The 15,980-nt window shown below is 68.9% G+C and carries 14 protein-coding genes; 10 read left to right on the top strand and 4 right to left on the bottom strand.

The window, feature by feature from the left end; all coding sequences use genetic code 11:
* Positions 1-111 precede the first annotated feature (111 nt).
* Positions 112-723, top strand: a complete 612-nt coding sequence (locus AX669_RS06920; protein ID WP_006945738.1) for an antibiotic biosynthesis monooxygenase — start codon at positions 112-114, stop codon at positions 721-723.
* A gap of 176 nt (positions 724-899) precedes the next feature.
* Here AX669_RS06920 and hrpB read toward each other — a convergent pair whose 3' ends face one another.
* Together hrpB and AX669_RS06930 are read right to left on the bottom strand one after the other, a co-directional pair.
* Positions 900-3,626, bottom strand: coding sequence for an ATP-dependent helicase HrpB (gene hrpB, locus AX669_RS06925; protein ID WP_062257454.1), 2,727 nt, complete (start codon positions 3,624-3,626; stop codon positions 900-902).
* A gap of 61 nt (positions 3,627-3,687) precedes the next feature.
* Positions 3,688-4,734 carry a peptidoglycan bridge formation glycyltransferase FemA/FemB family protein gene (locus AX669_RS06930; RefSeq protein ID WP_038566863.1) on the bottom strand — a complete coding sequence of 349 codons (1,047 nt, stop codon included), beginning with the start codon at positions 4,732-4,734 and terminating at the stop codon, positions 3,688-3,690.
* A gap of 376 nt (positions 4,735-5,110) precedes the next feature.
* Here AX669_RS06930 and AX669_RS06935 point away from each other — a divergent pair, with 376 nt between their 5' ends.
* The 8 genes from AX669_RS06935 (at position 5,111) to AX669_RS06965 (ending at position 13,968) form a co-directional block, all read left to right on the top strand.
* Positions 5,111-6,277, top strand: coding sequence for an MFS transporter (locus AX669_RS06935; RefSeq protein ID WP_040014707.1), 1,167 nt, complete (start codon positions 5,111-5,113; stop codon positions 6,275-6,277).
* A gap of 169 nt (positions 6,278-6,446) precedes the next feature.
* Positions 6,447-9,344 (top strand): phosphoenolpyruvate carboxylase, encoded by a 2,898-nt coding sequence (ppc, locus tag AX669_RS06940; protein WP_062257456.1) that lies wholly within the window; start codon positions 6,447-6,449, stop codon positions 9,342-9,344.
* 198 nt (positions 9,345-9,542) lie between these two features.
* Positions 9,543-9,785 (top strand): hypothetical protein, encoded by a 243-nt coding sequence (locus AX669_RS06945; protein WP_062257458.1) that lies wholly within the window; start codon positions 9,543-9,545, stop codon positions 9,783-9,785.
* A gap of 82 nt (positions 9,786-9,867) precedes the next feature.
* The gene (locus AX669_RS06950) at positions 9,868-10,809 is read left to right on the top strand and encodes a 2-hydroxyacid dehydrogenase (RefSeq protein ID WP_062257460.1); all 942 of its coding nucleotides are present in this window, start codon (positions 9,868-9,870) and stop codon (positions 10,807-10,809) included.
* Between the two features lie 71 nt (positions 10,810-10,880).
* Complete coding sequence (locus AX669_RS06955; RefSeq protein ID WP_062257461.1) at positions 10,881-11,192, top strand: hypothetical protein; 312 nt, start codon at positions 10,881-10,883, stop codon at positions 11,190-11,192.
* 75 nt (positions 11,193-11,267) lie between these two features.
* Positions 11,268-11,411: a hypothetical protein gene (locus AX669_RS13355; protein WP_156444951.1), complete on the top strand. Its 144-nt coding sequence runs from the start codon at positions 11,268-11,270 to the stop codon at positions 11,409-11,411.
* A gap of 167 nt (positions 11,412-11,578) precedes the next feature.
* Positions 11,579-12,772 (top strand): alcohol dehydrogenase catalytic domain-containing protein, encoded by a 1,194-nt coding sequence (locus AX669_RS06960; protein WP_062257463.1) that lies wholly within the window; start codon positions 11,579-11,581, stop codon positions 12,770-12,772.
* A gap of 470 nt (positions 12,773-13,242) precedes the next feature.
* Complete coding sequence (locus tag AX669_RS06965) at positions 13,243-13,968, top strand: SDR family oxidoreductase (RefSeq protein ID WP_062257465.1); 726 nt, start codon at positions 13,243-13,245, stop codon at positions 13,966-13,968.
* 558 nt (positions 13,969-14,526) lie between these two features.
* On the opposite strand, the gene AX669_RS06970 is transcribed toward AX669_RS06965, so the two are convergent.
* Positions 14,527-14,925: a DoxX family membrane protein gene (locus AX669_RS06970; protein ID WP_006945735.1), complete on the bottom strand. Its 399-nt coding sequence runs from the start codon at positions 14,923-14,925 to the stop codon at positions 14,527-14,529.
* A 176-nt stretch (positions 14,926-15,101) separates the two neighbouring features.
* Positions 15,102-15,566, bottom strand: coding sequence for an NUDIX hydrolase (locus AX669_RS06975; protein WP_062257467.1), 465 nt, complete (start codon positions 15,564-15,566; stop codon positions 15,102-15,104).
* 252 nt (positions 15,567-15,818) lie between these two features.
* On the opposite strand from AX669_RS06975, the gene AX669_RS06980 reads away from it, so the two are divergent.
* A partial coding sequence (locus AX669_RS06980) for an SDR family NAD(P)-dependent oxidoreductase (protein WP_156444952.1) occupies positions 15,819-15,980 on the top strand: 162 nt, incomplete at its 3' end.

A 15,980-nucleotide genomic window follows, 5' to 3' on the forward strand; every position in this document is an offset into this window, starting at 1 on the left:
CGGCGCGGGTGCCCAGGGGCGTGCTGCCTGGGCGGCGAGCGTCGTCGGCGTGACGCATGTGACACCGGTTCGGTTCGTTGTCTGCGCCGTGCATGCCCGACGATGACGGGTATGACGAATGCTGTCGCTGCCGCGCCGACCGCGCCTGACGAGGCGCCCGTGACGGTGTCGTTCACGCGCCACATGAGCACCGACAACGAGACTCAGGTGCTGGCCTGGGTGCATGCCGGCATGGCGATGGCGGAGAAGTTCGAGGGCTTCCTCGGCACCGGGTGGGTGCGCTCGTCGAGCAACTCGCAGGAATGGCACATGCTGTGTCGTTTCCGCAATCAGGCGTGCCTCGACGCGTGGGATCGCAGCCCCGAGCGCGCCTGGTGGTTGTCGTTCGGTGCGGACATCGTGCAGCACACCCGCGGCGAGAAGCGCGTCGGCATCGAGGGATGGTTCGACGAGCCGTCGCACAGCAGTGACGTCGTCCTGCCCGGCGAAGCGCCCGCGCCCGGCCGTCGTCTCGCGCCGCCGCGGTGGAAGCAGGCCACGATGATCTGGGCGGTGTTCTTCCCGATGTCGGTGCTTGCCGCCTACCTGCTGCAGCCGCACATCGCGAGCCTGCACGTCGTGTTGCGCACGCTGATCCAGACGTCGATCCTCACGCCGCTCATGACCTACATCATGCTGCCGTTCGCCACCCGCGTGCTCGACGAGTGGCTGCACGAGGAGTGACGGCTGCGCCGGCATGACGCGGACGTCGGAGCTGCGGCGTCGCCAGGCGGGTTGAGGCTCTCGGCCGGTGAGTTGCGGACTGCAACTCAGCCATGCGGGGTTGCGGCCCTCGAGTTGGGAGTTGGGGGACTGCAACTCGGCCATGCAGGATTGTGGCCCCGAAGTGCCGCCGGGCTTCAGAGGCGGTTCTTCGTCTTCGCCGTCGCGACGTGTGTGAGAGGGTCCTCGGGCCACGGATGCTTCGGGTAGCGGCCGCGCATGTCGGCGCGCACGCCCGCGTAGGGCCCGGCCCAGAACGAGGCGAGGTCGTCGGTGACGGCGACGGGTCGCTGCGCAGGCGACAGCAGGTGGAACAGCACAGGTGCGCGCCCGTCGGCGAGGCGCGGGGTCTGCGTCAGCCCGAAGCACTCCTGCAGTTTCACTGCGACGATGGGCGGGCCGCCCGGTTCGTCGAGGGGTGGGTAGGTGATGCGCACGCTGGAGCCGCTGGGCACACGCAGCCGCTCGGGTGCCAACTCGTCGAGACGTGTCGCCTCGGGCCAGGGCAGCAGGCGACGCAGCGGTTCCGTCAGGTCGATGGAGGCGAGCTTCGCCCCACGGGCGAGGCGGTCGAGCTCCGGGGCGAGCCACTCGTCGAGTCGGGCGAGCAGCGTGTCGTCGTCCATCGCGGGCCACGGGTCGGCGAGGTGGTGGTGCAGGAAAGCCAGACGGCGTCGCAGCGCCGCTGCAGCATCGCTCCATGTCAGCAACGAAAGCCCCTGCGCTGCAAGAGCATTCGCGACGGCTTGTCGCGCCACTTCCGGCGTTGGGGACGTTGGTGTCGCCGAGAACTCGATCGCGCCGAGCGCCTTGACGCGCCGCCCCACGACCTTGCCGGAGGTCGCGTCCCACGTCGCGCGCACCTCGTCGACGAGCAGGTGCGCCGCTGCGTCCTCCGCGATCGGTCGAGTGATCGGGGCCGCCAACCGGATGACGGCGCCCGTCCCACGCGCGGCGCGACCATCGGAACGCACGACGTCCGCGACAGCCAACCACTCACACTCGGTCAACGGTGAATCGTCTAGCCCCGCACGGGTTCCCGACGCCGTGAGGTAGACGCCCTCGGCGACGCGATGCGCCACGCGTTCCGGATACGCAAGAGCGATGACGAGACCGGCGTCGCTCTCGGTCTCGGCGTCCACGGAGCGAGCCCGTCGAGATGCCGCGGCGTGTCCGGGCGCCCACCCGGGGTCCGGGGTGGCGCCGGCGTCGTTCCAGCCGGCCGCGACGACGCGCGTGAGGCGTTCGCTCTCGCGCACCCACCGCGAACGGGCCGGCCCCAGCAGCTCGGCGATCGCGTGGTCGAGGTCGGCGTCCCTCGAGCGGACGTCGTCGGCGAGTGCGGCGACGTACTCCGCAGCCGATCGGGCGCCGATTCGCTCGGCCGCGACGAGGAGTGCGCGGGCGAGCCGCGGGTCGGCGGGCACCTCGACGAGCGTCCTGCCGAGGGCGGTGATGCGACCGTCAGCGTCGAGCGCGCCCAGGCCGACGAGGGTGTGCGTCGCCTCGCGCAGGGCGGGCGCAGGTGGTTGCGTCGGCAGGGAAAGCCCGGTGCCGCCCGGCGTGCCCCACGCCGCGAACGTCAGGGCGACGTCGGTGAGGTCGCTCGTCGCCATCTCGGGCGTGACATGCTCGGGCATGCGCGCGAACGTCTGCTCGTCGTAGCAACGCACCGCCATGCCGGGCCCGAGACGGGCCGCACGGCCGGCACGCTGCACCGCGCTGGCGCGCGAACACGCCACGGTGACAAGGCCGTTCATGCCGCGCGCGACGTCGCGTCGAGGTTCGCGCGAGAGCCCGGCGTCGACGACGAGGCGCACGCCGGGCACCGTCAGTGACGACTCCGCGAGGGCTGTGGAGACGACGACGCGGCGCCGTTCGTCGGGTCCGCGACCGGACGTCGCGCGATCCTGCTCGGCGGCGTCGATGCGCCCGTGCAGTTCGAGCACGTCGAGTTCGGGGCGCAGTTGCCGCACCTGCTCGGCGACGATCGACACCTCGCGCGCACCCGGGAGGAAGACGAGCGCGTCGCAGCCCCGCAAGCCGGCCAAGTTGGCGACGGCGTCCGTCGCTGCGGCAGTGCCACGCCCGCCGACATGAGTGTCGGCATCGTCCAGCGCGCGGGTCGTGGTGCGCGCGACGTGCTCGAGGAAGGCCCGGGTGACGCCGCGCGCGTCGAGGCGGGGCGAGTCGAACGGCGCCCATCGCACGTCGAGCGGGTGCAGCGCGGACGGGCAATCGACGAGGGGTGCCTCACCCGACGTGGTGGTCGCGGCGAGGAGATCGGCGAAACGCGGTGCGTCGAGCGTCGCTGACATCGCGACGACGACGAGATCGTCACGCAGCGCGCGTACGTCGGCGAGCAGGCCGAACGCGACGTCGGATTCGATCGAGCGCTCATGCACCTCGTCGAGGATTACGGCGCCGACGCCCGTCAGTTCGGGGTCGGCGAGCAGGCGCCGATCGAGCAGACCGGGCGTGACGAACTCGACGAGTGTCGCTGTGCTCGAGCGGGATTCGCCGCGCACTGCGTAGCCGACGACGTCACCGAGACGCGACCCCGTCAGCTGTGCCAGACGGCGTGCGGCAGCGCGTACGGCGACGCGGCGCGGCTGGGTGACGATGACGCGGCCCGCTCGGCCGGGCGTCACTCCACGGGCCGCTGCGGTGTCGACGTCGCGCCATGCGTCGCCTCGCTCAGCGAGCCAGTTCGCGACGAGCGGCGGCGCGAGCGTCGTCTTGCCCGTGCCGGGCGGGGCCTGGACGACGCACGCGCCCGCGTCGAGAGCGCGCGTCAACTCAGCGGTGGCCGTCGCGAAGGGCAGCCCGCGTCCGATGGCGTCGAGGTCGAAGAGGGCATTCATCGTGGCCTATTCTCGCCCCGCGCGGCATCTCACCCCGAATCGCAGGATGCGCGGGCGCCGATCAGAAGTACGGCGTCTTCTTCACGACGAAGTGGGCCTTGCGCACAGCCTTCTCGACGCCGGCCTCCCACGCCTTCGCCTGCAGCGGCATCACGGGCAGCAGCCAGGTGCCGACGTAGTCGGTGATCTCCTTGTTGAACCCCGTCTTGAACTGTCCGACGCCGTAGAGCGGGTGCGTCTCGTCCTTGGCGCGATCCGAGGGCGGGGCGCCGCACAGGTCGTAGTCGGTGACGCCGCGCTCCTTGAGCGCCTTGATCGTGTCGAGCACGAGAAGCGCCGCGGCGCCGCGCACCTTCTTGACGGGCACCGACGCCGCGTCCTTGCGGCTCGCGAGGTGGCCGTTGATCATGACGAAGTCTGCCGAGATGACCTCACCCTCGTAGTAGGCGAAGAAGAAGGCGCCGCGGCCGTCGCGCGCGTACGTCTGCCAGAACGTGCGGTAGTACTCGTAGGGGCGGATGACGAAACGGCCCTCGGCCGTCTTGACGAACAGGTCGTAGAACGTGCGGCACGAGGCGTCGTCGATCGGCACCTCGGCGGTCGTCACGCCGTCCTTGACGGCGCGGCGGATGTTGTAGCGCGCCTTCGAGTCGAAGCCCTTGAGCAGGGTCTCGGCGTCGGGCCGGATGTCGAGCCACACCGTCGAGAACGTGGGCTGGACGTCGGTCGTGCGGTGAGCGCCCGCGGCCTCGAGCGCCGCCCGGTTCTCGGGTGAATCGACGAGCTGCGGCTCGAACTTGATCGCGAAGACGAGGCGCTTCTTCGCCTGCGCGGCCAGCGCCGTCAGCACGCCCGACGGGTCGCTGCCCTCCGCCAGCCCGGGGCCCTGCGGCACGTACCACAGCCGCCCCAGCGGCGGGACGATCCGCTCGAGCACCATGACGGCGACCCCGCCCGCGTCGACGAAGCGGGGCCTCCACCCGGCGTCGGCCTTGATCTCGGCGAACTCCGCGAGCTGGAAGAATGCGCCGCCGTCGGGGTTCGCGGCGACGGAGGCGTTCCAGCCGTCGGGGGCTGATGTGGTGGAGGAGGCTGATGGCGCCGTCACGGTGCGTCCTACGTCTCGGGAATGGATGTTCCCCTCCATCGTGACGCATCGACCCCGCGCGTCAAGCATCGCCGTCCTCGACGTCGGGCACGTCGTCGACACCGCGCGGAGCCGGGCCGGGCGGCGAGCGCGACACCTGGGTCCCGATCAGCCCCTACTCAACGGCGCTTCTCGGTCACATGTGTCCGTGAATCGCCGTTGGGTCGCTGGATCGCAGATGTGGACGAAAAACGCGGATGGGGACAGGAATCGCAGATGGGGCGGGGTGTTGACGCCCAGAAGCGCAGCGATTCGCCAAGAGCGCCAGGTCTGAGAAACTGGGAGTTCATCTGCCGCCCCCGATCCTGTGGGGCGGCCATCTTGTCGAAGGAGGGCGATGAACGAGCACAGGGGTCTGCGGGCGTCAGGGTGGCCGGGGGTGGTCGTGCTCGCCCTCGGCATCTTCGCGATGGTGACGGTCGAGGAGCTGCCGATCGGCGTCCTCACCCTGATCAGCGACGACCTGGGCGCCTCCGAAGGAGCCGTAGGCCTCGGCGTGACGCTGGCCGGCGCCGTCGCCGGCGTCATGGGGTTGTCGACGTCACTCGCCATCGGCACCCTCGATCGCCGCGTCGTGCTCTTCACGGCACTGCTGGTCGTCGCGGCCGCGACCACGGCGTCCGGGATGGCGACGAACGTCGCCGTCTACCTCGTAGCGCGTTTGTGCGCCGGGCTCGGCATCGGCGTGTTCTGGGCGCTCATCGCCATCGTCGCCTCCCGCATCGTCGCGCCCGAACGCGCGGCGCTCGCGACCACCGTCGCGTTCGCGGGGGCGTCGGGAGCGACGATCCTCGGCGTGCCGATCGGCACGTGGCTCGGCACGACGTGGACGTGGCACGTCGCGTTCTACGCGCTCGCCGCGTTCTGCTTCGTCATTGCCGTGGCGCTGTGGTTCCTCGTGCCGAGCGTGCTCGTCGACGAGAAGTTCACGACCGACGGGTACCGCCGCGCCTGGTCGATCGGCCCGGTGCGTCTCGCGCTGCTCGTGACGGCGGTGCTCGTCGTCGCGCAGTTCTGCGCGTACACCTACGCGAGCCCTGCGCTGCAGGAGTTCGCGCACGTCAGCCCCGCGGGTGTCGGCGCGATGCTGCTCGTCATGGGCATCACCGGGTTGTTCGGCAACGTCGGCTCAGCGCCCATCATGCGACGTCGCCCGATGCTCGCGCTGCTGCTCGTCACGTGCGGCATGACGGCCGGCATCGCGGGCCTCATGCTGTCGGGAACCCCCGCCGTCGCGGCCCTCGCGATGGGCGTGTGGGGACTGTTCGGTGGCGCGATGGCCGTCGTGCTGCAGCACTGGGTGCTGACGAGCGCCGGGCCCTACGCCGAGCCCGCCGCAGCGCTCGATTCGGGCATCTTCAACTTCGCGATCGCCGGCGGAGCCGCCCTCGGAGCGTTCGTCCTCGACGTCTCGAACATCCACACCGTGTTCGTCGTCGCCATCGTCGGCACACTGACGGCGACCGCCATGGTGCTCGCGTACCGGCGTCGCGTCACGGCCTGAGGGCTGCATCGCGCGGCGAACGCAGGGCCCAGCCGCGCCATTTCGTGCACGTCAGGTCATTGCCGCATCCCCCGAGCTCGAACACGCTGTGGCGCAAGCGTGTTTCGGGCGTGTGACACGGCCTGGACGCCGCTGAAACGCGGGGGCCGGCCTCGGCATACTGGCGAACATGTCAGAACTTCTGCACTTCACGACCACTGACGCGGACCGCTCGGCCACCGAGCCGCTGCGCGACGACATCCGTCTGCTCGGCGGGTTGCTCGGTGACGTCATCCGCGAGCACGAGGGTGAACGCGTCTTCGGCCTCGTCGAGGACGCCCGGGTCAGGGCGTTCGGGGTCCGTCGTCAGGAGGTCGACCGCGCGTCGTTCGGCGACACGCTGACGGGGCTGTCGACGCGCGACGCCCTCCACGTCATCCGAGCGTTCAGCCACTTCGCGTTGCTCGCGAACATCGCGGAGGATCTGCACCGTGAGCGTCGCCGCGCCGCTCACGTCGCGGCGGGGGAGGATCCGCAGGACGGCTCGCTCGCGGCGACCTTCCGCAAGCTCGCCGGCGCCCATATCGACGGTGACACGGCCTCCGAGCGGCTGGCGGGCGCCACCGTCGTTCCCGTCATCACGGCGCACCCGACGGAGACGCGCCGCCGCACCGTCTTCGAGGCGCAGAGCCACATCAAGCGCCTCATGCGGGAGCGCACGCGCATGCAGCTCGACCCGAGCGAGGATGCGGAGAACCTGCGCCAGATCAAGCTGTGGGTGCTGACGCTGTGGCAGACGGCCCTCATCCGGCTGAGCAAGATCACGATCACCGACGAGATCGACGCGGGCCTGCGCTGGTACGACGCCGCGTTCTTCGAGGTGATGCCGACGCTCAACGCCGAGCTGCGTGACGCGTTCGCGGCCCTGCTCCCGGGCGCTGGAATCGCGGATGATCCTGTGCTGCAGGCTGGTTCGTGGATCGGTGGCGACCGTGACGGCAACCCCAACGTCACGGGTGACGTCGTCGCCTACGCCACACGCCGTGCCGCGGAGACGGCGCTCGATCACTACCTCGACGAGCTCGACAAGCTGCAGACGAGCCTGTCGCTCTCCCGACGCATGGCGCCCGTCACGGACGAGTTGCTGGCCCTCGCGCAGCACGCGGCTGACGCCGGTGACGCGCGCGACGACGAGCCCTACCGTCAGGCGTTGTCGTACGTGCACGACCGACTCATGGAGACGCATGGGGTCGTCGTGGGGGCTGATGCGGGCGATCCCGGCGCGGCGGGCGCGGCTGGGCCAGCCGGCGCCGTCGGCGCGGGGCAGGGCGGTGAGGCTGACGACCCGTACGTCGCCTATGCGACGCCCGAGGAGTTCCTCGCCGACCTCGACGTCATCGACGCCTCGCTGCGCAGCACCAGTGACGACCTGATCGCCGACGACCGACTCGCCACGCTGCGAGAAGCGGTGCGCACGTTCGGTTTTCACCTCTACGGCCTCGACCTGCGCCAGAACTCCGAGACGCACGAGGCGACCATCGCGGAGCTGTTCGCCTGGGCCGGCGTCTGCGACGACTACGCCGCGCTCGACGAGGACGCCCGCGTCGAGCTGCTCACCGCGGAGCTCGCGAACAACCGTCCCCTCGCCGGGCCGAATGCGACGTTCAGCGAGACGACGACGAAAGAACTCGCTATCACCGCGGCCGCCGCACACGCCGTCAGGACGTTCGGTGAGAAGGCCGTGCCGAACCACGTCATCTCGATGTGCACGAGCGTGTCCGACATGCTCGAGACGGCCGTCCTGCTCAAGGAGGCCGGGCTCCTGACGGTGACGCCAGACGGTCCGCGCTGCAGCGTCAACATCGTGCCGCTGTTCGAGACGATCGAGGATCTGCAGGTCTCCGCGACGACGCTGCGCGCGGCGCTCGCCGTCCCCGCCTACCGCGCCCTCGTCGATTCGAAGGCGCCGCCCGCCGACACCCACTGCGTGCAGATGCACCCGGGTGCACCTGCACGCAAGGGCGGAGGGCTGCAGGAGGTCATGCTCGGCTACAGCGACTCGAACAAGGACGGCGGCTACATGGCCGCCAACTGGGCGCTGTACCGCGCGGAACTCGACCTCGTCGAGGTGGCCGAAGAAGCCGGCATCCGACTGCGGCTGTTCCACGGCCGCGGCGGCACCGTCGGACGTGGTGGTGGCCCGAGCTACGACGCGATCCTCGCGCAACCGCCGGGCGCCGTGCGTGGCTCGCTGCGCCTCACCGAACAGGGCGAGATCATCGCCGCCAAGTACGCCGAACCGAAGCTCGCCACGCGCAACCTCGAGGCACTCGTCTCCGCGACGATCGAGTCGTCCCTGCTCGACGTCGAGGGTCTCGAACCGTCCGAGGTCGACGACGCCTACGCCGCGATGGACGAGATCGCCGCCCTCGCCCGCGAGGCGTACGGCGACCTCGTGCACCGCACCGACGGATTCGTCGACTACTTCAAGACGTCGACGCCCGTCGCCGAGATCGGCGAACTCAACATCGGCTCCCGCCCCAGCTCACGCAAACCGACGTCGTCGATCGCCGACCTGCGCGCCATCCCGTGGGTGATGTCGTGGTCGCTGTGCCGCGTCATGCTGCCCGGCTGGTATGGCACGGGCACCGCCCTCGAACGCTGGATCGGTGACGACGACGCGCGCCTCGCGCAACTGCGCGGCTACGTCGAACGCTGGCCGTTCTTCCGCTCCGTCATCTCCAACATGGCGCAGGTCATGGCGAAATCCGACCTCGGACTCGCCGCCGAATACGCCGAACTCGTCGAAGACGCCGACCTGCGAGCGCGCGTGTTCGACAAGATCCGCGACGAACACGCCCGCACCCTCGCCATGTACGAGAAGATCACCGGCCACGACGACCTGCTGTGGGACAACGCCGCTCTCAAACGTTCCGTCTTCAACCGCTTCCCCTACCTCGAGCCCCTCAACCACCTGCAGGTCGAACTCCTGCGCCGCTACCGCGCCGGCGACGATGACCCCCAACTCAAACGCGGCATCCTGCTCACGATGAACGGACTGGCGACAGCGCTGCGCAACTCGGGGTGACCGGGCAGCGCGAGCGCGCTGCCCGGTCACCCGGAGTTCGATGATCTTTGACGCTGACTCCTCAGCGCTCGCCCAGCGGGCTCGCTTGATCGTCGTCAGCGTGGGGGTGGGGGCTGACCTCGCAGGCTCGGCCAGGAGCTCGCTTGGTCGTCTTCGGCGCGAGGCGTCGAGGGTGCGGCAGAGCGAGGTGCCGAGAAGATGGCGGTCGGCTGTCACCAGGGTCAGGTCTTCGAGGGCTGCCTGGGTGACGAGCATCGCGTCGAACGGGTCGCGGTGGGGCAGTTCGCTGCTGACGCGCGCCGCCTCATCGGCATGCCAAGGAAGAACGGGCAACTCGAAGAGCCCGGCCGCCCGCAGAGGGTCGTGATGTCGTCAGGCCCGGACAGCTTGCCGGAGCGCACCTTGATCGTCGTCTCCCAGACGCTGGCGGCCGACACGTAGGACTTGGGTGCCCCGCTCCGTGGTGCCGCGCGCGTCGCGGGGCGCATCGGCTCGAGCGTGACCGGGATGCCACGATGAGGGCATGAGCGACACACTGATCCTGGGCGCCGGCGGGCTGTACCCGCCGCTCGTCGAGCAGCTCGTCGATGACGGCGCCTTGACCTGGCCACGCGGTGGCGCTGACCGACGCGCGATGCTCGACGATCACGCCGCTGACATCCGCGTCGTTGTCAGCAGTGCGGGCGTCGGAGCGGATGCGCGCCTCATCGACGCGTTGCCGAACCTCGAACTCATCGCCAACTTCGGCGTCGGGTACGACGCCACCGACGTCGACGCGGCCACCGCGCGTGGCATCCCGGTGACGAACACCCCCGACGTCCTCGACGACTGTGTCGCCGACCTCGCCATCGGCCTGACGATCGACGTCATGCGCGCCATCTCCGCCTCGGATCGGTATGCGCGACAGGGTCGTTGGAAGAGTGACGGCCCGTACCCGCTGCAGCGGCGCGTCACCGGAGCGAAGGTCGGCATCCTCGGTCTCGGCCGCATCGGGCAGGCGATCGCGACGCGATTCGAAGGGTTCCGCTGCGAGATCAGGTACCACAATCGTTCGCGCAAGGACGTCGCCTACGACTACGAGGAGAGCCCCGCGGCGCTGGCCGAATGGGCCGACGTCCTCGTCGTCGCGACTCCTGGCGGCGCGCAGACGAAGGCGCTCGTCGACGCCGACGTGCTCGCCGCCCTCGGTGAAAACGGCTACATCGTCAATATTGCGCGGGGCAGCGTCGTCGACCAGGAGGCGCTCATCGAGGCGTTGCAGCATGACGCGATCGCGGGCGCCGCGCTCGACGTGTTCGCCGACGAGCCAAGCATCCCGCAGGAGCTATGCGACCTCGACACGGTCGTCATCACCCCGCACGTCGCGAGCGCGACGCACGAGACGCGCCGCGCGATGGCCGACGTCGTCCTTGCGAACATCGACGCCCACCGTGCGGGCCAGGAGCTGCCCACCCGCGTCAACTGACGATCGATGACGGCCCTTGCGCCACGACCACCCTCGCGGCGAGCGTCATGACTCGTCTTCGACCTTTCGGCATGGCCGAGCCGGAGGCAGGCGAGACTGCGGATGCCGCCCGCGAGTCCGGTCCCGGATTGGAGCCAGGTGGCGTTTGTGCCGATTCCGAGCGTGTGGGAGAAAACGATGGTGGACGAGGCCGAGACGAGGCGGAGGACATCGCCGAGGAGGAGGGCCTGCCGCAGGTCAGCTACGACCCAAATCAGCAGGCGAGGCTGGACTGCATGCTGCAGGTTCGCCCGCTGATCGGGTTGGACCTGTCGCAGATGAGCGAGCAGGCGGCGAACGAGGCAGCGGCGCAGTTGAGGACGTTGCTGGCGAACAGGCCGTAACGTTCCGGCCCGCCAGCCAGGACGGATCTGGCTCCGTCTGGGCCGAAGGCGCGCTTCGCGGCGAACCTCACCCCCATGACCACCAGTCGGCAGGTGCGCGACGAGCAGCGCCCCGCGACAGCGGTTGAGCAGCGTGTGATGGCGCTGGTCGAGTTGGGGTGCAATCGACTCTTCGGCAGCCCCTGGTGCTGCCATGTTGTCGATCTTTGCGCCGAATGACAGCCTCTACCGAACCCGGGGCGATTCAACTCGCGACATGGATGCCCCGACGCGGTTGCATCGGGCTGGAAGAAACAACCGCACTCTGGTTAGCTGCAGGCAGACCCGTAATCCACGGGCCCCTCGACGGGCCGCTTCGAGCTGGGGCGGTCGAAGGAGTGAAAGACATGGCAACTGGTAACCGCGCCGTGGTGTTCCACGGTACCGAAGACATGCGAGTCGACACCGTCGATTACCCCAAGCTCGAGATGCCGAACGGCCAGAAGGCCCCGCACGGCGTCATTCTCAAGATCGTCGCAACGAACATCTGCGGGTCCGACCTGCACATCTACCGCGGTTCGTTCCCGGTGCCCGAGGGCATGCTCATGGGTCACGAGATGACTGGGCAGGTCGTCGAGGTCGGCCCTGACGTCGAGTTCCTGTCCGAGGGCGACCTCGTCTCCGTCCCCTTCAACGTCGCCTGCGGCCGCTGCCGCAACTGCCGCGCCCGCCACACCGAGGTGTGCGAGACGACGAACCCCGACGCCTCCTGCGCCGCCTACGGCTTCAACCTGGGTAACTGGGACGGCGGCCAGGCCGAGTACATGTTCGTGCCCTACGCCGACTTCCAGCTCCTGCGCTTCCCCGACAAGGACCAGGCCATGGAGAAGATCCGCGACCTGGCGCTGCTGTCGGACATCCTCCCCACCGCATTCCACGGTCTCATGGAAGCCGGCGCCAAGCCGGGCTCCACCGTGTACATCGCCGGCGCTGGCCCCGTCGGACGCTGCGGCGCTGCTGCGGCCCGCCTGCTCGGTGCGTCGTGCATCATCGTCGGCGACTACGACCAGAAGCGACTCGACCTCGTCAAGCGCAGCGGCTGCGAGACCATCGACCTGTCCAAGGACGTGCCCCTGACCGACCAGATCGAGGCCATCCTCGGTGAGCCGATGGTCGACAGCGCCGTCGACTACGTCGGAGCCGAAGCTCACGGCATCGGCTCCGACGCGGACAAGCTCATGCCGCAGGCCGCGATCAACCAGGTCATGGACGCAACCCGAGCCGGCGGCGCCACGGGCGTCATCGGTGTCTACGGGCCCGACCCGCTCGCGCCGACGCAGGAAGGCAAGGAAGGCACCTTCCCGCTCGACTTCGGCAAGGTGTGGATCAAGTCGCCCCGCATCTCTGCGGGCCAGGCGCCGATCATGCACTACAACCGTGAACTCATGATGGCCATCCTGTGGGACCGCATGCCCTACCTGAGCGACATGCTCAACACCAAGGTCATCAGCCTCGACGAGGCCCCTGACGCATACGTGAAGTTCAACGAGGGTTCGGACGAGAAGTACATCATCGACCCGCACGGGATGATCAAGCACTGATCGTCTTGCACCCCTGACGTGTGAGTGGGGCCCCGCCAAATTTGGCGGGGCCCCACTCACACGTTCACCGGCAAACCTGGGCAACTGACTCGAACCAGGCCTTTGCAATAGCCCAGGAATGCGGCTGACCGATGTCGAGATGCGCCGTACTTTGCACACGACACGCCTCGGACATTGCACAGTCGGGCCCGGAGCCACCCGCTTGCGCAAAGTCGAGGCAGACCGGCCCTGGAAGCGTTCAGGCACCTCGTGCGATGGAAGCAGTCGGCTCGAACGGACCGTCTGCGTGGCTCCCTGGCGCCGCCATCGGGGCCGGTTTCGGGTACGCCTCGGCCAACATCGTCGGCGCTATGATGACCGCAGCGGGGTTGGCCCTTGCCTTTGTCACCCTGCGACTGGACGCGCGCGAGCGTCGCCACATCTGATCCCCGCACAACGCATCTCATTACCGCAACGCAAGGGAGAACCCCATGAGTGCCACCCTGCCCCTGGCCAGCCAGAACGTCCTCGTCATCGGCGGCGCGCGCGATATCGGGTTCGCCATCGCGAACGCCATCCACGAAGCAGGCGCAACACCTGTCATCGGTGCTCGCGACCTGGTGAAAGCGCGCGAGGCCGCTGAGCGGATCCCCGGAGCGCGAGCTGTCAGCATCGACATCACCGACGAAGACAGCATCGTGCGCGCTCTGGACGAGGTCGGACCACTCGATCACATCGTCACCACCGCGTCTGCGCATCACAACGTGCCGGTCTCGCAGCTCGACCACGACCATGTCGTCTCCGCCTTCGAGGCCAAGGTGATCGGTCCGATGTTGCTGGCGAAGCATGCAGCCAAGACGGTTCGCCCCGACGGCAGCCTTCTGCTGTTCTCCGGCGTCGCCGCGTGGAACCCGTCGCCCGGATACGCCGTCATGGGCATCACGAACGGGGCAGTCACCTACGCCGTCACGCATCTCGCAAAGGAGCTCGCTCCCATCAGGGTCAACGCGATCTCGCCCGGCATCATCGATTCCGGCAGCTGGGATGCGATGGGAGACAACGCGAAGCACGAATTTCTCGAGGACTCCGGGCGCGCGACCCTGGTCGGCCGAGTGGGGCGGAACGACGACATCGCACGTGCTGTCCTGTGGCTGCTCGAAGGGTCGTTCGTAACCGGCGAGACCATCCACGTCGACGGCGGCGCACGCATCGCCTGACCATCCGGCAAGACCGGCCACCTCAACGAGGGAAACCACCAAGAGGACCGTCCCTAGATTCCGCATCTTCGAAAGTGCACACCTGAGAGGGTGCCTACTTTCGTGGGTGGGTACACCTCGCTGGCACGAGCCGTCGCTCATCGAGTGCGCGTGCACATAGGGCTGGTCGACGTCTTATCGTCACTTCGCACCTAGGGTCTGAACGTGCCAGGTCGACTCGTGAGGTGCGCACGCGTCTCGTCGATGTCGCAGAAGCTCGCCAGACAATCGGAAGCGATCGGGGAGGTTTCCGATCTGTTCTCCGCCCACCAATTCGGCGAGAGCCGAGCCGATCACGTCGGATGCCCGGCGCTACGTGCGTCGCGGCGACACGCGTTGAGAGCCGAGACGCCGCTGGCGCCGCTCGCCGCTGCGAGACAAAACGCGTGAGAACCGGAACCCTGCCAGGCAGGGTTCCGGCTCTCACGCGTGACGCGGCGCAAGGCCGCCATCGAATTCTCGGACGGCGACTCCTCAGACGTCGATCGCAGACGTCTCAGACCTCGACGCCCGGGTGCGTCAGTTCTTCGTCATGATGACGGTGACGAGGCCACCGGCGGCGGCGAGGTTGCCGAAGAAGGCGGTCATCTGCTGGTTGCGGGCCTGCGGGTCGTCCTTGATGTCCCAGAAGTTGTGGGCGGAGACCGTCGTGGCGGCCAGCAACGGCAGCAGGCCGATGGCAGCGAGACGCGACTTGATGCCGAGGCCCATCGCCGCGCCGAGGGCGATCATGCCGGCGCCGTTGGCCTGGATGAGCTGCTCGGACGTGAGCGGGAGCTGACCCTTGAGGCCGTAGCGCTCCTGCGCGGCGTCGATCATCGGCACGAGGTGAGCGCGGTTCTTGATGGCGTTCTGGCCGCCGTAGACGAACAGCGAACCGACCATCGCGCGGCCGAGAGCCTTGCCGGGGTTGAACATGCGAATACCACCTTCGTTAAAGAATCAACGACGCTGAGCGCGCCGTTCCGTTCGATGCCCAGCCTATGATGTCGCGCTGCGATCCGCATTCCCGCGGGCGTGGATGCCTGACCTGCGGGCTGATGCGGGGTGCGTCAACAGGCCGAGGCAACCGCAGATGGGTGAGCCCCGGGGCGTCAGTTCACCCCGTCGACCGGCCGACCGTTCTCGAGGTAGAGGCAGTGAGGGGCGCCCCAGCCGTGCGCGACGCGCCGTCCGACGGGGTTCGACAGCAGGGCCAGTGCCTCGTCGCGTTCGGCGAAGCGGTGGGAGGCGATCTCGTCGGCCTGCAGGCGGATCGAGGCAATCTGCTTGTCGTCGAGGGTGCCGCAGTCGAAGAGGAAGCGCAGCCCCAGCTTGCGCTCGAGCTTGCCCGGGCGGGTGTCGACGATGACGAGGTGTCCGCTCGTCACGACCAGCCCCGTCTCTTCGAGCACCTCGCGCCGGCATCCGTCCCATGGACTCTCGCCGTCGGCCTCCATCGCGCCGCCGGGGATCGTCCAGCCGCTCTTGTATGTCGGCTCGAGGATGAGCAGGCGCCCCGAACGATCGAAGAGCAGTGCGCCGGTGGAGGCGGGAATCTCTGGTGGGTTCCATGGCATGGCTCGAACGTATCGTCTCGGGCCGGGGGAGCCGAGCAGGTCGTCGCACGTCGTTCGAGGGGCGGGCGTGGTTCGCCCGGCCCGGCAGTGGCCGGGCGGCGCTGAGATGCGCACGGATCGCTCGGCCGGGCGCCGGTCGGAAGAGCTGGTGGCGATGAACCCCTGGCGCGGCCGACGCAGTCTGTGATGTGATCGAGGTAACTATTGAGCATTGCTCAACAATGCTTCACGACGATGAACGAGGTGGCAGACATGGATGTTCACGGCGCGGTGTGCGTGGTGACCGGGGCGGCAGGCGGTATCGGCGCGGCGCTTGCGGAGGCGCTGCTCGAACGCGGCGCGAAGGTCGCCCTCACCGACCTCGACGGCGAACGTCTCAGTGCCACGCGCGAACGGCTCGCCACCGCCCACGGC

Source organism: Dermacoccus sp. CCH2-D9, from assembly GCF_001556795.1.
Classification (GTDB): domain Bacteria; phylum Actinomycetota; class Actinomycetes; order Actinomycetales; family Dermatophilaceae; genus Dermacoccus; species Dermacoccus nishinomiyaensis.